The sequence below is a fragment of the Polaribacter tangerinus genome (genome assembly GCF_038024095.1).
GTDB lineage: Bacteria > Bacteroidota > Bacteroidia > Flavobacteriales > Flavobacteriaceae > Polaribacter > Polaribacter tangerinus.
Genome location: NZ_CP150668.1, coordinates 1,123,692 through 1,144,600 on the forward strand (window position 1 = coordinate 1,123,692; position 20,909 = coordinate 1,144,600).

Annotated in this window: 11 protein-coding genes; 6 read left to right on the forward strand and 5 right to left on the reverse strand. The window is 30.8% G+C overall.

What is annotated here, in order from left to right:
• Positions 1–20: 20 nt before the first annotated feature.
• Genes WHD54_RS04995 through WHD54_RS05010 form a run of 4 tightly spaced genes read left to right on the forward strand, consistent with a single transcriptional unit; the run spans position 21 to position 12,520 of the window.
• Complete coding sequence (locus WHD54_RS04995; RefSeq protein WP_088324078.1) at positions 21–950, forward strand: phage tail protein; 930 nt, start codon at positions 21–23, stop codon at positions 948–950.
• A gap of 20 nt (positions 951–970) precedes the next feature.
• Positions 971–9,421 carry a LamG-like jellyroll fold domain-containing protein gene (locus WHD54_RS05000; RefSeq protein WP_088324077.1) on the forward strand — a complete coding sequence of 2,817 codons (8,451 nt, stop codon included), beginning with the start codon at positions 971–973 and terminating at the stop codon, positions 9,419–9,421.
• 43 nt (positions 9,422–9,464) lie between these two features.
• A complete protein-coding gene (locus WHD54_RS05005) occupies positions 9,465–10,718 on the forward strand; it encodes a hypothetical protein (protein ID WP_088324076.1) in 1,254 nt (417 codons plus the stop codon).
• 2 nt (positions 10,719–10,720) lie between these two features.
• Positions 10,721–12,520, forward strand: coding sequence for a T9SS type A sorting domain-containing protein (locus WHD54_RS05010; RefSeq protein ID WP_088324075.1), 1,800 nt, complete (start codon positions 10,721–10,723; stop codon positions 12,518–12,520).
• Positions 12,521–12,531: 11 nt separating this feature from the next.
• Here WHD54_RS05010 and WHD54_RS05015 read toward each other — a convergent pair whose 3' ends face one another.
• The 4 genes from WHD54_RS05015 to WHD54_RS05030 all read right to left on the reverse strand — a co-directional run bounded on the left by WHD54_RS05015 (position 12,532) and on the right by WHD54_RS05030 (position 17,796).
• Positions 12,532–13,236: a LytR/AlgR family response regulator transcription factor gene (locus tag WHD54_RS05015; protein WP_088324074.1), complete on the reverse strand. Its 705-nt coding sequence runs from the start codon at positions 13,234–13,236 to the stop codon at positions 12,532–12,534.
• A gap of 9 nt (positions 13,237–13,245) precedes the next feature.
• Positions 13,246–15,243 (reverse strand): sensor histidine kinase, encoded by a 1,998-nt coding sequence (locus WHD54_RS05020; protein WP_088324073.1) that lies wholly within the window; start codon positions 15,241–15,243, stop codon positions 13,246–13,248.
• 214 nt (positions 15,244–15,457) lie between these two features.
• The gene (locus WHD54_RS05025; protein ID WP_088324072.1) at positions 15,458–16,735 is read right to left on the reverse strand and encodes a hypothetical protein; all 1,278 of its coding nucleotides are present in this window, start codon (positions 16,733–16,735) and stop codon (positions 15,458–15,460) included.
• Positions 16,736–16,803: 68 nt separating this feature from the next.
• The gene (locus WHD54_RS05030; RefSeq protein WP_088324071.1) at positions 16,804–17,796 is read right to left on the reverse strand and encodes an FAD:protein FMN transferase; all 993 of its coding nucleotides are present in this window, start codon (positions 17,794–17,796) and stop codon (positions 16,804–16,806) included.
• A 123-nt stretch (positions 17,797–17,919) separates the two neighbouring features.
• On the opposite strand from WHD54_RS05030, the gene WHD54_RS05035 reads away from it, so the two are divergent.
• Entirely contained in the window at positions 17,920–18,765 is an 846-nt protein-coding gene (locus WHD54_RS05035) for an OmpA/MotB family protein (protein WP_088324070.1), read from the forward strand.
• Positions 18,766–18,857: 92 nt separating this feature from the next.
• Entirely contained in the window at positions 18,858–20,531 is a 1,674-nt protein-coding gene (locus WHD54_RS05040; protein WP_088324069.1) for an RluA family pseudouridine synthase, read from the forward strand.
• A gap of 11 nt (positions 20,532–20,542) precedes the next feature.
• Here the strand turns inward: WHD54_RS05040 and WHD54_RS05045 are convergent, their stop codons facing one another.
• Complete coding sequence (locus WHD54_RS05045; protein ID WP_088324068.1) at positions 20,543–20,908, reverse strand: Na(+)-translocating NADH-quinone reductase subunit F; 366 nt, start codon at positions 20,906–20,908, stop codon at positions 20,543–20,545.
• Position 20,909 lies beyond the last annotated feature (1 nt).

A 20,909-nucleotide genomic window follows, 5' to 3' on the forward strand; every position in this document is an offset into this window, starting at 1 on the left:
AACAAATAATAAACAATCTAATGAAAAGAGTTTACATTACCCTAACCGTACTATTTATAAGCATTACATTATTCTCTCAAGGTATTGCCGTACAAGGTATTGCCAGAGATGCAGACAAATCTGCTATTACCAATGAAAATTTAAATTTCGATTTTAGAATACTAGACAGCGAAAACCAAGTACAATACAGAGAAACACAACAAATAAGAACAGACAATTTTGGTCTGTTTTCTCATGTGCTAAGTTCTGGAACCGCAGCAGACAATACTATTTTTAACAATGTCGATTTTAGCAAAAAAGGACTAAAATTGGTAGTTTGGATTAACTATAACAGTACCAATGTAGAGGTGTACAACCAAGAATTACAGTATGTACCTTATGCACATTTTGCTAAAAAATCTGAAAGCTCAGAAATTGCCTCAAACGGTGTACCACCAGGTACTATTGTAGCTTTTATTGGCAATGACTCTAAAATACCAGAGGGTTGGGTAAAATGTACAGGACAAGATATTTCTAGCGGCAAACAATACGAAGCTTTAAGAGCCATTGTAGGTAGTAAACTACCAGATTTACGAGGCCGATTTTTAAAGGGTGATGGTAGAGGTACTGTACCAGAAGGCCAAATAGATGATAGTACTCCTATTGGTGACACCCAAGACCAAACAGTGTTACTTCATAACCATTATATTCGTTTTTGGAGTAAATTTAATGGTGAACATGCTCACAGAATTACACACTTGCCTCAAGATAGAAAAGGTAATGTGTTTATGGGGTCACTTGTTGGGTCTCCAGGAACTAATGATGGTTGGGCGTATTTTGAAGGAAGCCCAAGAGAAGCTACATCAAGAGAAGGTAATCATGATCATTTGATAGAAGGATCTACACATAATAATGGCTCTAATGAAAACAAGCCATGGACTGTAATTGTCAACTACATTATTAAGTTATAAACCATTAAACACTTTTTCTGATGAAAAAAATACTACTCGTGGTGGTGTGTTTAATAGGCTACTATATAAACGCACAAAACCAACAAAGCGAAAATATAATTTTTACGGGTACAGGTGCTGTACAAAATGTACAACATTCAAATAATTTAGAGCTCAACATTCAAGTTGGTAGTCCCCTTTTATTTTACTCAAACACAGTAGCAGAAAAAACTTCTTTTAGCTACCCTTATTCTATTTTATATGTACCCAACACTTTTGTAAATGATAAATATGAAATTTCTAAGGGATATTATTCCGATAGAATTCGGTTAAGTTGGGAAATTGGCGCTAATAAAGATGAAATTACCAATATTCAAATATTTAGAACTGAATTGGGCAGTAATTATCCCGAACAATTAATAGCTTCTGTCGCAAAAGATGTTTTTGAATACAATGATTATGAAGCACAAAGTGGTCAGCTTTATAAATATAAAATTAAAGCCCAAGGTGTTTCTGATATAAAAGAGGAAGAGTTTTTTAATTTTGTAGAAGGAATTGGGTTTCGAAACCCAACTGCTACAGTTTCTGGTAATATTAGTTTCGAGGGAGGCACCCCTGTAAAAGATGTAACTGTATTTGCAGATGCCCAAGATGCCACCAATGCTGTTGGCAGTAGTATTTATCTAAACGGTGGTTATGTGTCTACCGAGAACTTAAATAAGCTCATAAAAGCGCAAGAAGTTACTTTACAAACATGGGTAACTTTTAAAAAAGGAGAAGCTGTACCTGATAAACTTTTTTCGTTTCTCACAAATTCTGGAGACAAATATAGCATTCAATCTTCTATAAACACCGCCAATACATTAGACATAGTGGTGCTCTTAAACGGTAAAAAGTTGTATGGTGTTTCTGTAGCGGGTGCGATACCCACAGGAAAAATAGACCCACAAGGAAACGATATTTACCAAAATATAAGTGCCTTTACATCCAACGATTTTTACCACATCTCGATAGCGTTAGAAGATAGTCATCATCCAAAAATATATATTAATTCTGTAGAAATTAACGCGCAAACTACAGATAATATGATTGCGCAAGAAGGTACAGAAACCCCTGTTGTTACAGAAGAAAAAAATACGGTATACAGTGTGTCTAGCGAAGAAAAACTACAACAAATATATATTGGTTTAGAAGCAACAGATACCTATTTTGATGAAATAAGAGTTTGGGAACGAATTTTAAACGACAACCAAATAAGAAGAGATTACAGGCGGTATTTAAATGGTGGTGAATCGGGATTAAAACTCTATTTAAGAGCCGACGAAAAAGCAGGAGAGTTTTTATACGACCTCTCTAAATTAGGGTATTCTCAAAATGAAAATCATGCTAAAATACTTAGAGTTACCAATAATGACGCCCGTTTTTCTAACAAAACACCAGAAAGCGATCAGTTAGGGGTTTTTGGTGTTACCGATAAAAACGGTAGTTACATTATAGCTGCCATACCTTATGCGGGTGTAGGAGAAAGCTTTCAAATTACTCCCTCGTTAGGTGTTCATAAATTTGAACCTGCTAGTCAAACATTATTTTTAGGAAAAGATGAGCCAGTGGTAAATCAGGTAAACTTTAAAGATGTTTCTTCTTTTAACTTTAATGGTAGAGTAGTATATAATGTACAAGGTGTTTTTAAGCCGTTAGAAATTACCACGCCAGTTGACTTAAAAGAATCTGAAAATTACAATCAATATGTATTAGGCGACGCACTTATAAACAAAGGGCAATATTACTACGAGGGCGGAAGCTTAGATACTACATCAGGGTTATATATAGGTGGTGAATTAAAAAAATACCCTGTTATTCCGGTTAATGGCGCTACCATTTTAATTGATGGAAACATCGTTTTAGATGCAGACAACCAACCTGTACTTTCTGATGAAGAGGGTAATTTTAGCATTCAAGTGCCTATAGGAAACCATAAAATAGAAGTACAAAAAGAAGGACATACCTTTGAATTGGCTGGGCGTTTTCCTGCAAAAGATACTTATACTTTTTTTGAAGACCAGATAGAAACACGCTATTTTATAGACAATACCAGAGTTACTTTAGTAGGGAAGGTAGTAGGTGGTAAAAAAGAATTTGAAAAGCCCACAGGTTTTGGTTATAACGGTAAATTTACCCATACAAACTTCGAAAATACCGAAAACCAAGCAACAGAATTAATATCTTCTAACAACAATATTGGTGTTGCACAAATAACATTTAAAGGAGATGTAAACTCTAGCGACTTAGATAAAATTATTACTACAAATACCGATACCGGAGAGTACAAAGTAGCACTTATTCCGTATCAATATCAAATTTTAAAAACAGGTATAACCATTCCGTCAAATACAGAAATAAATATTTTAGACGCTGCAGAAACGCTAGACCTAAGAGAAATACCTGTATTAGAAACATCTGAAGCCACAGCAATAGATGGTACCGTTTTTACTTCTGATGAATACCATTATGAAAAAAGTTTTAGATACAATTCTAAAGTATCTTTAAAACTAATAAGTCAGACATTTGAAAAAAGTATTACTATCGAAAATGTAGCATATGATATTTCTAGTTTAGATACCCCACTATACAATCAATCTAAAGACTACGAAATAGTATTTGAAGTTTCTCAAAACTATGTTAACAAAGACTCCTCTGAAGAAATATTAACAAAAGAATATTACACAGAAGGTGCGTTTAATATTACCAACAACTTAGCTGCTGCTAATTCTGATACCGTTGTGTATGACAAAGCTAAAAACAGATACAAATATTCGTTTAAAGGTGGAGATCCTAACACCTCTATTTCTGATGGTTTTAAGAAAGGAATGACCATAGAGTATGTTATAGAAGGACAAAATCCTATAACAATTGCCAATAACAACGAATTTAAAAATACAGGAATTATAAGAGGACTCTCTGATGCTGGTGGAACCGCTTTTTCTACCATTGCCCCTCAAGTACCAGATATTATACTAAGAGACCCGCCTGGTTCTAACAGTTTTACCAAAATAGAAGCAGGTACAACCATTAGCTTTCAACGAAATAATAAAAATGAATTAAACAACAAAATAGGTATTGGAGTTACTATGATTTCAGGCCCGTCGCAAGAAATTCTCATGGGTAGTCCTGGCCTTATGAAAAGTTTTACCACTGAAGTTGTAAATAATAGTTCTAGAAGTATTTCTATGGGCATGCAAAAAATTGACGATTCTAAAACATTAATTTCTTATACGTTTAATCAAGAAATAACTACAAGTAACGATGTTGACTATGTAGGTGCAGATGGAGATTTATATATTGGAAATGCTACAAATATTTACTACGGTATTGTAAATAATATGTTTGTTACTAGCGTTATACCAAAAGATAACAATGGCGAAACAATAGAACATATTACTGTTACAGTAAACACAGAAGAGGGCGAAAAAACCTTATACATTTCTAGCTCTAAAGACTACGTTATAGTTGAGCAACCTACCAACACCTTTTTTACTTATTCGCAAAAATATATTTTAGAAACGCTTATTCCTGATTTAGAAAATCTGGCAGCAAGAATAGATAGTGGTACCGTACCAGACGAAACAAAAGAGTACCAGTCTGCCAGCTATTATACAAAGCAAATAGAGCTTTGGAAAAAAGTAGTGCAAGACAATGAAAAATCAAAATATGAAGCGTTGCACAATAAAGAAAACCTTAGAAATGAAATACTTGCAAATGTTTCTGGAAAATATGGTGATTTTGAGCTGGACCTTAAAAACTTAATTTCTTCTAATTTTTTATCCAATAAATCATTTGATGCGGGTGTAGGAGAATTAACAAATAGCGTTAGTACCCTAAAAGTAAACGAAAAAACATATGAAAGAACGATTGATGTAAGTGACGATTTTTTACGAGAAGCTGGTTTTCTATTAGACGGAAATGGAGCTATCGTTAATGTTTATGCATCAAGTTCAGATGTAAATACCAATACATCAAACTCTTTAAAAGAAAATAGTACTACTATTTCATATACCTTAAAAGACAACGACAAATCTAACGTACTTAGTGTAGATGTTGTAAATTTATTTGATGGAAACGGACCTGTTTTTGTAACAAAAGGTGGAGCTACTTCTTGCCCTTATGAGGGTGAAATAGTGTCGAACTTTTACAACCATAAATTGTACAACCCGTTACAAGTAGGTAATGGTGGCGAAAAACTTTCGACACCTACAAATAGAGTTTACAATTCTGAACTTAGTGTACAAAAGAATTTAATTACCAATGTACCCGAGTCTGATGCTGCTATTTTTATGTTACAACTAAAAAACACCAGTGAAACACAAACAGACTTAGAGTTTATTTTAGATATAGACCAACTAACTTTAAATGGCGCAGAAACAAATATCGAAACCAATGGTGTTTCTGTTTTCTTACCATTTAATGAAACTGTAGAGTTTCCTTTAGAAATATCTAAAACCTCTTCTTCGAGCAGGTATAAGTATGAAAACATAAAGGTAATGCTTTACAACCCTTGTGCTTCTGCTAATGAAAAAGATAAAACTTCTATTGAGCTTACGGCAGAATTTAAAAAATCGTGTTCTAAAGTAACCATATCTGCTCCAGAAAACAACTGGATTTTTAACGCTAATGCAGCGTTTTCTAAAGATATTAATGGAAACACAACCTTTAATGTACTTCCAATAACATTTACCGATTTTAATGCTGATTTTAATGGCTTTAAAAAGATAGATTTACAATACAGAAGCGCTAGTTCTTCTAATTGGACCAAACTACAAAGCTATTATGGTTCTGAGCAATTAAAACAAGAAGCTGGAGATACCGAAGGATTGATAATTAATAGTTCAGATGCTTCATTTACCTATAATTGGAACGTGGTACGAAACAATATTCCTGATGGAGAATACGAATTTAGAGCTATTTCTTATTGTACAGACAATATTACAACAGTTTCTAATATTAGTTCAGGTACTGTAAATTTAAATGCTCCTATGGTATTTGGAACACCAAAACCAACAGACGGTATTTTAAACGCTGGAGAAGATGTTACAGTTCGTTTTAATGAAAATATTTTCAAGAGAATTACTACAGATATTACAGTTACTGGTTTAAAAAATCAACAAGAAATAGACCATAATGTGTCTGTTTATTTATCTGGATTTAACGATGCAATTGAACTGCCAAATCAAACGCTTAAATCAGGTTCTTTTTCACTTCAATTTTGGTTTAAAGATGAGAATTCAGGAGATGGAAAGCTAGTAAGTCAAGAGAACGGAATTAATGTTCGATTACACAATAATCACTTAGATTTTGAAATTGGTGGAGAAAAAATTTCTACCACAGATTCTAATGGTGCTATAGATGCTTCGCAATACAACTTTTACTCGTTTGTTTACAAAGAGGCAACTACTAATAATGGTGCTAAAATGCAAATTTTAGAAAACGGAAAGGTACTTGTTGATAAAGAATTAGAGAAAGACTTAAACTTTAATACCAAAGCGTCTATTTTTATTGGAGGCAGATATATCTATGGAAACATACACGATATAAGACTCTGGAAAAAAGCATTTACTCCTGCAATGGCTACCGTAGCAAAAGATGTTACATTAACTGGTAGAGAGTTAGATTTACTTGGTTATTGGAAACTAGATGAAGGGCATGGTAATATTGGCTTGGATAAGGCTAGAAGAAAAAATGCAAAAGTAAATTTCGATTGGGCAATTTTTCCGAAAGGAACAGCCTATAAATTTGAAAACAATGAGTATTTAACATTCAATAAAGTTGGCTTTGTACAACCTACCGAGCAAGAAAATCTAACACTATCTTTTTGGGTAAAAGCAGATAACGGAAATTCAGGAACCATTTTTTCTAATGGTAATGGAGATGACTCAGAGCCAATTCAGAACAACGGATTTAGAAATAAATGGGCTGTTAATTTAAAAACAGATGGTCTTATAGAGCTCGTTACAGAAAACAATAACTACTTACTATCTACATCGAAAATAACAGATAATAAGTGGCATCATATTGCACTTGTTGTTAGAAGAGGCGGAACCTTAAATGCGTATGTAGATGGAAACGAAAATGCGTCTTTCTCTGCAGCAAAAATTGGTGGCTTTTTTGGAAGTAAAATTATTATAGGTGGTAGATTAACGCAAAAAATAGGAGAAGAAGATTCTGTAGACAACTACTTTACAGGTATTTTAGATGAACTTCGATTTTGGAATACTGCAAGGAGTATTACGCAAATTAAAAGAGACCGATACTTCGAAATAGATAAAAAAACTTCTGGCTTAATACTATATTCCGATTTTAATAGAAATGCAACTAATTTAAGTAATGGTCCTGAGTATCATCATTTGGCAGTAAACCAAACAATTGGTACAACATACGCATTACTAACGAGTACATTTCAAAAATATTCATTAGATTCTCCTACATTAAAGCCAAAACTTAAATTTACAAATATTCCTTTTAGCACCACAATTAATGGAGATGAAATGATTATTAAACCCGATTTAACTGCCGAAGAATGGTCTTTATTTGAAGGGGAAATTATAGACTTTTCTGTAACCAGATTATCGGACACTCATTTTAATCCACAACTATCTCCAGTTACTTGGTCTGCATTTGTAGATAGACAAGAGATAGAATGGTATACAGAAAACCAATCGAAGGAAATTGTGGCAGAAAAAAAGGTTGGAGAAACCTATCAATTTACAATGGATGTTGTAAATATTGGAGGAAGCAATCAACCGTTTACAATTTCTAGCTTACCAACTTGGTTAAAAGCATCTGTAAAGTCTGGAACTGTTTTTCCTAATTCTAATAAAAAAATAACCTTTACTGTAGACTCTAAATTGGCAATGGGCAATTATTCTGCAGATGTATATTTACAAACAAACAGTGGTTATAACGACAGGCTTTCTTTTAACTTACGTGTTTTAGAGGATGCACCCGACTGGTCTGTAGATGCAAATCAGTACGATTACGGAATGAACATTATAAGTAAAATAAAAATCAACACTACTTTTATAAGAGATGAATACACAAAAGTAGGAGCTTTTGTAGATGGACAAGCAAGAGGCGAAGCCTACTTAACTTATGATGAAATTTATGATTCTTATTTTGCCTATTTAACTATTTACAGCAATAAAGTAAACGACGAAACCGTAACTTTTAAAATTTGGGACGCTGTAAATGGAAAGGTAATTGTAGCGAATGCTAACGGTGTAGATTCTATTTCTTTTATGAACAACGAAGTTTTAGGTACAAAAACAAATCCTGTAATTTTTGGAAATACACTATTTGCAGAACAAAACGTATCTCTTAATAAAGGTTGGACATGGGTTTCTTTTTACACTAAAGACTCACGCTTTACCAACCTAAACTCGTTATTTTCTCAAATTAACCCAACATATGGAGATTATATTAAAAGTCAAACCCAATTTTCGATGTACGAATTTAACAATTGGAATGGTTCTTTAACAGAAATATCTTCATCTGTTGCCTATAAAATAAAACTAAATGAGGCAAAAGACATTCAATTAACGGGAGAAAAAGTAGCTGTTGAAGACACTAAGATTAGCATTAACAAAAACTGGAACTGGTTGCCTTTTCCTGTTCATAGAAATATGAGTATTGAAGATGCTATGGCTTTTTATGAGCCAACAGATGGAGATTTATTAAAAAATCAATATCAATTTGCAATCTATGACAATTCTTCTGGTTGGAGTGGCACACTTAAATACTTAGAAACAGGTACAGGATATATGATAAAATCTGGCAAAGAACAAGTATTTAACTACCCAAATAATAATGTAGCTTTTAAAACAGATACAAACAAAAACAGTAAAGAAACAAGTAGAAAATCTAATACCTCTGCAAACAATAACTTTGCTATGTACAGCAACACAATGAGTATTGTTTCAGAAATTGTAACTGACAAAAACTATACTAGTGTAATGGTTTTTGATGAAAACAAAGTACTCAGAGGAATTTCGGATATTGTAGAAATTCAAGGTAAAAAAATGAGTTTTATAACGGTATTTAGCAACAGCAATGATACATTAAATTATGTACTTGCTAATAATTCAGAAATTACTCCGCTAGCTATTAGTTTCCAGTTTAAAAACGACGGAATACTTGGTAATATGAGGCAACCAATATTACTTAGCACTAGTACGTTGGCTTTAAATGACGAAAATTTACCTAGTCTTGGCATTTATCCAAATCCTTTTTCTGATGAAATTATTATAAGCAGAGACAATACTAGTTTAGAATTGTTATCAATAGAAATTTATAATACTCTCGGAGCTAAAGTGTTTAATTTAGATACCATCACAACTAAAAGAACAGTTATTAATACTCAAAATTTAGCTAAAGGGGTTTATTTACTTCGAATTACTGATGCGAACGGAACAGCTACTAGCAGAAAAATAGTGAAAAGATAAATACAGATTTATGAAAAATTTCTTGTGTTATTTCTATTTTTTTATGGTATTCACAGGGGTATATGGACAAAACCCAGATTGGTCTGTAAACCCCAATGATTACCAATATAGCATGACTTTTACAAGTTTTTTAAAAATTGACGGCAGTACTCTATCTTCTGAAAAAGATAGGGTTGCTGCTTTTGTAGATAATAAAATTTGTGGCGTTGCAAGCTTAAAATTTATAGAAAATCTTCAAAAACATGTTGCTTACTTAACCGTTTATGGTAATACAAATGGAAAAACCATTACGTTTAAAATATACGATAGTACTAATGATAAAGTAATAGAAGCCTTAAATATTGAGAGTTTTAAAGCTGACTCAAACATTGGGAGTGCTTTTAAATCGTATGGAATTTCAAATTATTACCTACACAATGCTGCAGATTTTTTGATTTTTGATTTTGTAGGAATCAATGAAATTGAAACTACTATTTTAGATCATACAATTACAGTATTAGTGCCGAACAATACAGATATTACAAGTTTAACTGCTAACTTTTCATTAAGTAGTGGAGCAACTAGTTTTGTAAACAATGTAAAAAAAGGCAACAATTCAACTCCTTTAAATTATTCGGAACCAGTGATTTGGCAGATATTGTCTGAAGATGAAACATTATTAAAAGACTACGAGGTAACGGTTTTAAAAGAAGAAGTGGAAAATAATGAAGAGTTATTTGTAAATATTGATGTTAGTTTTTCTAAAAGCACAACCAAATTTAGAAACTTTGGAGTTCATTTATTACCAAGTGAGGAAATACAACAACTTGATAAAGATGAGATAATCATAGAAAATGCGTTCTTAGAAATAATTGATGTTATACACCCTAAACATCATACACTTATACTTACGGCAATAAATGAGGGTGAAATTTCAATAGAAATTCCTGCTGGCAAAATAACCTCTGTTAAAAATAAAAAAAACACAAAAACACTGAAGTTGAATTTTATATTTGATTCTAAGTCGCCTTATATAAAAAGTATTGCTAGAAAATATCCTTTAGAAGAAATTAACAATTCTAACGTACTAGAGTTTGAGGTAATTTTTAACGAAGAGGTTACCAATATTAGTGCAAATGATTTTGAAAGTTCGTGCACTACAAATATTGTATTGCAAAAAGTAAACAATACAACATTTATTATTCGACTAAATAACATTTCTAACTTTACTGGTTTGGCCACTTTAAATTTGAAAAAAGAAAATAATATTACAGACTGGGCAGGCAATAAAGTAAGAGTCACAAATTTTAAAAACTAACAATGAAAATATCGATAGCGCCATTGTTCTTTTTACTATTCCTACATATTCACTGCAGCAATAGTTTTGCTCAGGAACCAAGTTGGTCTGTAAATCCGTCTGACTTTCAATATAGCATGACAATTACTGCTTTTTTAAATATTGATGGAGAAAATTTAACAAATACGAATGATAAGGTTGCGGCATTTGTAGATGGAGAGATTAGAGGGATTGGTAATGTAAGCTATAATAAAACTAGCGATAAACACCTTGTATATTTAACCATATTTGGAAACAAAAACGGTGAAATCATCCAATTTAAAATATATGATAGTTCGAAAGATAGAATTGTAAATGCCTTACATACAGAGATTTTCGATATTGATGTTTCGTTAGGAACTGTTTTTCAATCGTATTGTATTGCAAATTCATCGTTGAGTGCTACCGCAAAATTATTGAATTTTGATTTTAAAAGCCTCAACACAAAAGTTCGAAAAGTAGACAATCAGTTATTTATTTCTGTACCATATAATACAGATGTTAGTGCTTTAACACCTGTTTTTTCTGTATCGGAGGGTGCTAATGTATTTGTAAATAAAGAAAAGCAATTTTCTGGGAGAACACAGCATAATTTTGAACAGCCTGTTGTTTTTGAAGTGGTATCTCAAAGTCAAAAAACCGTATCAGAATATTTAATAACCATAGAGTTTATTTCTTTTACCTCAAACATAAAAGCAACATTGAGTTTAGAGAACCCGAAAGAAAAAAATAAAATTCCTGTTGTAATTTCTGCGGTATTCGACAGTCCGCCTACAAATTTTACAAAAGAAAATATACTAGGTTCAAATTGGCTACTATATAAGTTTCATAAAATAACAGACACAGAATTTATCATTGAGGTACTTCCATATTTAGAGTCTGTACCAGAAATTAGCCTTTATTTATCTGAAAGCAAGCCTGATTTAGAACTTCCAGATTACCCTGTAATTTCTAATACTTTTAGACATCATATAGACACAACAGCTCCTATCATTAAAAATATAACTCTTAAAAAAGATACAAATAAAGAGTATTTTGAAATTGAATTTAATGAAGAGGTAAGGAATGTTAAAATAACCGATTTTAAATTAACAGGAACTTTAGCTAGTAACTACAGCATGCTAGAACTGATACCAATTACAGACAAAAAGTTCAACTTAATTGTAGAAACTACTTCCGATAAAAAAGGCACAATTAATCTAACAGTAAATGAAAATACCTCTATTTCTGATGTAAGTAACAACTTGCTTTTAAAGCAACATACAGATATGTATTATTTAGATATGACGCCTCCTACCCTTTTATTACAAGATATTTACTTAGAAATAAAAACCAATGAAAGCAAAACAATTTCTTTTAATGATATAGACAAAGGCTCTTTTGATAATCTAGAAATAGCTTCGATTATTATCGATAAAACTACATTTACAATAGCAGATTCAGGAACTAATAGCGTGTTAGTAACTGCTACGGATAGTGTTGGTAATACAACTAAAAAAACTATTAATGTAGTGGTTAATGAGAACAGTTTATCTATTAATGACAGTGAGTACTCCACCAAAATAAACGTCTACCCTAACCCAACAAAAAATAGTTTTACACTAAAAAGTAGCTCCATAAAAATACATGCTATTGAGATGTATAATAGTTTGGGGTTGAAAGTAAATATTCAATCTAAAAACTCGAATAATATTGAAATAGGTACTCTTAAAAATGGCGTTTATTTACTTAAAATACATACAGAGGAGCACGGAATTATTGTAAAAAAAATAATAAAAAAATAGCTATTACATTTCTAAGCACTTTCCATAACTTTAAAAAAACGATCTTTGTAAGACCTACCAATTGGCACTTTTTGAGTGTCTAAAAACACATGATTAGAGTTGTATTTTTCTACATTAAGTGTATTTACTAAATACGACTTTTGTACCTGAAAAATAGTATTGCTATTTACAATATGCAACAACTCTTTAAAGCTCATTCGTGTTAAATACTCGTTAGTTTTAGTAACAATCGATAAATAGTTCCCGTCAGATTTTACATACAATAAATCTTTAATATATATCTTTTTAAAATCACCAGCTACTTTAATAATAAAAAAATCTTTCTCTCTTAGTTCAGATTTCTGACTCTTCTCTACTCTAAAAGCCAATGCCAAGCTACTAAATAAATCTGCCTCTGTAAATGGTTTGGTAATGTATGCTTTAGGGGCAACTTTTATGGCTTTTTCTATAGTTTTTTTATCGGAATTAGAGGTTAAAAATAAAAATGGAATTTGATAATTTACACTTATAATCTCTGCCAAATCTATGCCGTTTAAAACTCCTTTTATAACAATGTCTATAATTACTATATCTACTGTGTTATTTTTTATTTCTAGCAATGCATGCTCGGCATTGTCAACCAAAGCAACTACGTTGTAATTGTTATTTTCTAGACAGATTTTTATATCTTCTGCAATAATTAAATTATCTTCTACAACTAGTACATTTTTTTTCATAAAAAGCGTTTAATTATTTTTTGTTATTGTATATAAAACTCCTTCATTTAATGCTGTTTCTAACCTTAGTTTTGCTCCTAACTGTTGTGTTAAAATTTCAATTAATCGAAGGCCTAACCCTTGGTTTTTTTCTTCATTTTTATTAAAACCAATACCTGTATCTTTTATTTTAAGAGTGTAACTACCTTTATCTTCCTCTCCATAAATACTAAAAGAAAAAGCATTTTCTTTGTTATGCTTTATAGCATTTGTTAGAATTTCATTTACTATTAAGCCCACCAACATTGCGTTGTCTATAGGCATTAAAAAAGGGGTTGCTATTTGATGCTTTACATTTTCTAGACGAGTAAAACTCTCAATTGTATTTCTAACAATTTCTGTAAGGTATATTTGTAATGAAATTGTACTATAATCTTCATTTTCATACAATTGTTGATGCACCAAAGACATCGTTTTTATTCTTCTTTTACTGTCGTTAAAAACCTCATTTAATTCAGGTACCTGTATGCTATTATTTTGCAGTGATAACAAACTAGATATCATTTGTAAATTATTTTTTACTCGATGATGTATTTCCTTCAGTAAAAATTCGTTTTTCTTACTTTCGCTCTCTATTCTTTTTGATGAATTGAGTAACTTTTGATTACTTAACTTTAATTTTTCTTTTGCGTTTTTTTGTAATCTTAAATTGGTGTAAACTAAAAAAACAACAAATAATAATGCAACAATAGCTAAAGAAGTAAAAAAGATAATTTTTTTCTTATTTACAGCCTCTAACTCTAAATTTAAAGATTTTGCTTTTTCTATTTGTAGCAGTTCCTTTTTCTGAGTTACATCAAACTTGGCCAACATTAATAAAGAGCGATTCTTCTGGTTTATAAAATCTATGGAATCTTTAAACTGAAAATAATGCTCCATATTGGTATTGTAAGCGGCAACATTTCCAGCAATTTTATTGGCAATTGCATATTGTTTAAACCAATCTAGCTCTAAATCTAAAATTCGCTTTTTTTGACTAGCCTGTTTTATCGAATCTAAATATGCTAAAGAAAAAGTACTACTTTTTAAGGCATTATAGGACTTGGCAATAGTCATCCATTTAAAAATTTTCTGATCTACTTCTTTAATTTCATCGCAATCTGGTAACACTGTTTTTAAAACTGGTATTGCTTCCTTGTATTTTTTATCTAAAAACAAACACTCTCCTTGCTGAGAAATTGCCAAATTTTTAAAATAACTTTTAACATATTCTGTGTAGGAGTTTTTGCCTTTATAGTTTTCATTTTTAATTATAAAGTCTGCCTGACTTTCCATTTTTTTAAAATAATAACGAGCACTATCTATCTGTTTATTATTTAAAAAAAGCATTCCTAATTTATTGTAGTAGGTAATTTTATTAAAGTCGTTTTCTATAGGAAATTTTTCAAATAACTTAAAGTCGTTTATGGCCTCGGCATGCATACCAACTACACTATATAGTTCCCAAAAGTTGTTTGAATTTTCGTTATTTACTCTTAATTTTCTAACTTCAACTGCTTCTCCAAAACTACCAATAGATCGGTAAGACAGCTCTAATCGTTGCAATACGTTGGCGTATTGTTCTGAAGAAATAAATTGTTTGTTTGTTAAAACAAAATTTAAATAAGGTATTGCCAACTCAAACTTTGTTTGCCTATGATATATAATTGCAAGCGCTAATGCCAATTGAGTAGTAAGCTTTTTTTGAGTAGTTTTTTTAGCTCCTAAAAATTGTACTTTTAATATTTTTGCCCATCTAAAGTGGCTTAAATAATTGTACATATTTGTCTTATCGTCGGGATATAAAGAGTTCCAATAAACAATAAGTTTTTCTGCAGATGATTTTGTATAACGATACTCTGCATTAGGAATTTTTAGGTCAATAAGTTTCTGCTTGTAATAAATGGTGTCTGAAGTATTAGACAACACACTATTACTAAAAAGCAAGAATAAAAAAGTAATAAAAATAGAATATAATCTACATTTCATTAGTATTAGGTAAGGGGATTGTTCTTAACAAAAGTAAATAAATAATACTTAAATTACTTTTTAAAATACCAAAGTATAAAACCGAAATTTGTAAAAAGGACAAATATTGATGCTAAAGCTTAGTTTTTTGAATGAGTTTAGAAGTGTAATAACCAAAAAAAATCATATGTATGCATATGATTTTTTAAATATTATCTAAAAATTGATTACTAATTTATTTTTTGATAATATTTAAAAAATCTGGTAATTTTTCTAGTGTCTCATTTCCTTTAACAAATTTACCTTCTTTTAAAACTTGAAAAACACCTTCCTCTAACTTTAAAATTTTAGAAGATCCTTTATAATCTTTAAAAGCGTCTTTGGCTTTTGAAACTTTTGTTCCGTTTTGATTAATCCAAGAAACTTTACCTGCTTTAATTGCTTGGTATTTGTTGCCATGAAAAGCTCCTATATAATCGAAATTAGTTGCAGTGTACAAAACCTTACCATCAATGGCACATAAATAGGCAAATACTTTGTAGTCGTTTTCTAAATATAATGGGTGAATTCCGCCCCCTAAATGTCCGCCAAATTTATACCAATCTTTATCAATCTTTACCTCGTCATCTTTGTTATATTTTCTAATTCTGTCGTTCTTTTTTAAATCTCTTAAGACTTCTTCTAAATTTCCAATCTTTACTATTTTATGTTGTTTTAAATCATAAACCATTGGTTTAAAAGAATTGTTTGGGTAGGTTACCAGGCGGCCGTTTTCTCTTGGTAGTGAAACATAACCGTAATTCGTAGACAGTGTATTAAAATCATTTGGACTCGGCATTAAAGCTCCTTTACCTGTGCTAGTATCGAAATAGAAAATTTTGGTTGGAGTAACTTTTTTGTCTAACAATAATATAAAACCTTCAAAACTTATACCTGCTTTGTATTCATCTGCAACCGCTTCAACTTCAGCTTTATCATTTACTATTCCGAAATAGGTGTCCTTAGAAAATAATGCATATCCTTTTTTGTTAAATGCATAAATACTATCGGCATTAACACCAAGTTTTCTTGCTTTATTTGTCCAAATAGTTTTTAAAGAATCAATTCGTTTTAGCTCATTTTCTTTAGCTATTCGTAGTCTTTCTTCTTCTTCTTTAGCTAGTCTTCTTGCCTCAATTTCATCTCTAACTGTTACTAGAAACTCTACTTGTTCTAAATACTGTTCTGTTTTTTTATTCTTAACAACTAAAAAATACTGCTTTAAATAACGGTGAGCTTCCTCTAAATCGTCTCTTTCGAAAGCGATACTTGCACCAAGTTTAGCAACTCTAGGAGAGGTTATGGTATCCATAAAACTCAACGCCTTTTGAAAATCTGTAAAGGCCTGCTCCCATTCTAAATTACCTGCCTTGGCCTCTGAACGATTTATATAAACTGCTGCAATATCTTTGTTAGATTGCGCATAGAATGAGCTGTATGCAATAATGCATAAAAATGTTAGTAGTTTTTTCATGTTATTTTTTTTTACCCCTTAAATTGCAATATAGCAAAAATATTATTTATTGCAATAATAGCACATACCTAAAAGTGGGTATATGTAGTGTATTCATTAATAGCACCATTAGTATCAGCATAAATTAAAATAACATCTAAATGTGGGTTTTTAAGAACAAAATTTTTTGTTTTTTCTAAACCCATGGCCATAAACGCAGTTGCATAAGCATCTACATCTGCACAATCTAAACTAGCAATTACCGACACACTAAGTAAATTACTTTCATATGCAAAACCCGTTTTAGGATTTATAGTATGTACATATTTTTCTCCAGTTTTAGAGTATCGGTATTTTCTATAATTGCCAGATGTTGCCATCGATTTATTTTTTAAAGTAATATTTTTAAATCCTGAATTTGTATCACTTTTTACAGGATCTACCACTTTAATTGCCCATAAGCTCCCATCTTTTTTATTCCCTTTTACTCTAATTTCACCGCCAATTTCAACTAAATAATTGGCAATCTTTTCTTGTTCTAAAAAACGTGCAATTACATCAATTCCATATCCTTTTGCAATAGAATTAAAATCGAAATATATTTCTGGAAATTGTTTTTTTATTTTACCCTCTACCAAAGAAACTTTATTCAAACCTACAAATCTCATTTGATCTGCTACTTGCTGTTTGGTTAAATCTACTTTAGTGTTTTTAGGTCCGAAACCCCAAGCATTTACTAAATTACCTACTGTAGGATCGAAGTAACCATCGGTTTCTTTGTAAATTTTTTTTGATTTATAAAAAACTTCCTCAAAGTAACTATCTACTGAAATACTAGTATCTCCTTGATTAATTTTACTAATATCTGACGTTGGAATATAGGTAGACAAAGAGGCATTTATAGCGTTAAAAAGTTGGTTTATTTCTGGCTGATAATTCTTTTTTCCCTCTAGATATACAATTTTATAAGTAGTACCAAAAACAGTTCCTTCTAACACATAATCTTTTGTTGCTATCTGTGAAGAACATGAAAAAAAAATAAGACAAATGGTTAATAATGAGGTGATTCTGAGTAGTTTCATAGATAAAAGTTATTAAAAACAAAAATAGTGTATAAAATTTTCACAAAAAATGATAATTCATTCTTTTTATAAATCGTTTTTGTTAAATTTGTATCAACCATTTAATTATTAAGTTTATAAATAATGAAGAAAATATCATTTATCTTATTATCAGCAGTTTTGCTTAGTTCATGTGTTTCTAAAAAAGAATTTGTAGCACTTCAAACAGCTAAAGAAAAAACTGAAGAAGAGTTACTAGCCGTTAAAACGAATTTACAGAAATGTTTAATTGAAAAAGAAAAAGAAGATGCAAAAGTATTTGCATTAACAGAGCAGGTTAAATACTTACAAGAAGATAAAAAAACAGCTTTAAAACAAGTAGAAAACTTAACTGTTTTAACTCAATCTTCTTCTGATAATATTAAAAATGTAATTTCTCAATTGAGCGAGAAAGACAAATATATTAATGGTATAAGAGAAGCAATGACTCAAAAAGATTCTTTGAATTTAGCTATTAAATACCATTTAACTAAAAATCTTACCGATGGTATTCAGGATAAAGATATAGAAGTTAATGTAGAAAAAACAGTTGTTTTTATTTCTATTTCCGACAAGTTATTATTTAAAAGTGGTAGCTACAATGTAACTGATGGTGCCTACACTGTTTTAGAAAAAATAGCTAAGGTTATTAATGACCAACCAACTATGGAAGTGATGATAGAAGGACACACAGATTCTACGCCAATAAAACGAACTATTATTCAAGACAACTGGGACTTATCTGCTTTAAGAGCAACTTCTATTACTCGAATTTTACAATATAAATATGGTGTTCAGCCAGCTAGATTAATTGCAGCAGCAAGAAGCCAATATGTTCCTTTGGTTGCAAATGATTCTCCTGCAAACAAAGCAAAAAACAGAAGAACTAAAATTATTATCATGCCTAAGTTAAATCAGTTTTTCGATTTATTAGAGCAAGATGCTAAATAATTTTAAATCGAAAATTTATACAACCACTCTTTATAGAGTGGTTTTTTTTAATCTTAAATCAGCTATTTTTGCCAAAAAATAGTCTTAATTCTGTGAAGCACTTTCTAACATTTAAAACAAACATTGCAAACGAAACGCTGCCAGAAAAATTTACTTTTCCGTTTTACTACGAGCCCAGTAGTATTGCTAGAATTGCTGCTAAAGAACTTCAAGAGTATTTAATTTCTCAAAAAGACTTTAAACACAATTTTGGTTTACAAAAAGAAGCAGAAAAAAATACTGCTATTGGTAAAATGTTTGGTGTTTTAGTAGTAGAAAATCAGCAAAAAGAAATTGGCTATTTAGCTGCTTTTTCTGGAAAATTAGCTGATAAAAGTCTCCCAGAAAAATTTGTTCCTCCAGTTTTTAACATGAGAACTACAGGAAGTTTTTATATAAAAGGCGAACAAGAAATAGATGAAATAAATAGGCAATTGTGGTTGCTTAAAAACGATGAATATTATTGCTCTCAAAAAAAAATTATTAAAAAGGAAACCAAAAAAAGTAATACGCAACTTGAGCTACAACGCAAAAAAATGAAACTTGCAAAAATAGCCAGAAAAAAAAAAAAAAAAGAGGGTGAAAAAAATTTACAACCTAAAGATTTTAATAACTTATTAGAAACCTTAAAACAAGAAAGTTACAACGATCAATTTTTGTATAAAGAGCTACAAGAATACTATCAACAAAAAATAGAAGATCTTACATCAAAAATAACATCCACACAATTAGAGATAGAGAGACTAAAAAAAGTTAGAAAAGAAAAATCTGTTTACTTACAACAAACCTTATTTAGTAAATATGCCTTTTTAAATCAACAAAAAGAACTAAAAAGCTTATTAGATATTTTTAATGAACCTACAGTAAAGCCTCCTGCTGGCTCAGGAGAATGTGCAGCGCCTAAGCTTTTACAATATGCTTTTGCTAATAATTTAAAACCAATAAGTATGGCAGAGTTTTGGTGGGGAAAATCGCCTAATGAAGCTGTAAGAAAACACAAAAACTTTTATCCTGCATGCCAAAGTAGATGTAAGCCTATTCTTACACACATGCTAAAAGGAATAAAAATGGATGCAAATTTATTGGTAGAAAATTTAAAAAAACCAGTTAATTTAGAGATTCTTTATGAGGATGATGCAATTATTGTAGTAAACAAACCTAGTGAATTTTTAACGGTTCCTGGCAAAGAAATTAAAGATGCTGTTTACACAAGAATCAAAGAAAAATACCCTACAGCTACAGGCCCATTAATTGTGCATCGATTAGACATGTCTACCTCTGGTATTTTAATACTTACAAAAACAAAAGAGGCTAATAAAATACTACAAAGTCAGTTTATTAATAGAAGTGTAAAGAAACGTTATGTAGCCTTATTAAATGGAACTTTACCAAAAAAAGAGGGCGTTATAGAGTTGCCTTTGAGGGTAGATTTAGACGATAGACCAAAACAATTAGTCGATTTTAAATATGGTAAAGAAGCTAAAACAAAATGGAAAGTAGTACAGTTGGAGAAAAATAAAACTAGAATTCACTTCTTTCCGATAACTGGTAGAACTCATCAATTAAGAGTTCATGCAGCTCATAAATTAGGCCTTAATTGTCCTATCATAGGCGATGATTTATATGGAAAAAAAGAGCAAAGACTTCATTTACATGCCGAATTTATTTCATTTACACACCCAACAACTCACAAAAAAGTAACATTTACAATTCCAGCACCTTTTTAAATAATTACTAATTAAGCTATTATCTTTATAAAGTCGTTAAACGCAACATAGTACGGTTGGTCTTTAAAAACCGGACTCTCTACACTCTCTGCATTGGCAATTCCTATTCCTGCAAACCATACTTTTGCATTTTGTTTGATGGCGTGATTTTTAAAAGTTTCCATCCAAACGGTATCATAACTATCTGGGTTTTGAATGTTATTTGAAACTTTAACCAAAACAAAAATTGTTGGTTCCCCTTTTTTAAATAAAACAAATTGTGGATGCCTTTTTAATTGACTATTTATTGCCTGAAATTCATAGCCCATTTCTTCTAACTTTTTACCGACTATGTTCATTCCTAAATTATGCAATTCTTGCGCTGTTAAAATCTGCATT

Coding starts and splice junctions, on each gene's coding strand:
- WHD54_RS04995 (WP_088324078.1), top strand. CDS start 21: ATGAAAAGAGTTTACATTACCCTAACCGTACTATTTATAAGCATTACA.
- WHD54_RS05000 (WP_088324077.1), top strand. CDS start 971: ATGAAAAAAATACTACTCGTGGTGGTGTGTTTAATAGGCTACTATATA.
- WHD54_RS05005 (WP_088324076.1), top strand. CDS start 9,465: ATGGTATTCACAGGGGTATATGGACAAAACCCAGATTGGTCTGTAAAC.
- WHD54_RS05010 (WP_088324075.1), top strand. CDS start 10,721: ATGAAAATATCGATAGCGCCATTGTTCTTTTTACTATTCCTACATATT.
- WHD54_RS05015 (WP_088324074.1), bottom strand. CDS start 13,236: ATGAAAAAAAATGTACTAGTTGTAGAAGATAATTTAATTATTGCAGAA.
- WHD54_RS05020 (WP_088324073.1), bottom strand. CDS start 15,243: ATGAAATGTAGATTATATTCTATTTTTATTACTTTTTTATTCTTGCTT.
- WHD54_RS05025 (WP_088324072.1), bottom strand. CDS start 16,735: ATGAAAAAACTACTAACATTTTTATGCATTATTGCATACAGCTCATTC.
- WHD54_RS05030 (WP_088324071.1), bottom strand. CDS start 17,796: ATGAAACTACTCAGAATCACCTCATTATTAACCATTTGTCTTATTTTT.
- WHD54_RS05035 (WP_088324070.1), top strand. CDS start 17,920: ATGAAGAAAATATCATTTATCTTATTATCAGCAGTTTTGCTTAGTTCA.
- WHD54_RS05045 (WP_088324068.1), bottom strand. CDS start 20,908: ATGCAGATTTTAACAGCGCAAGAATTGCATAATTTAGGAATGAACATA.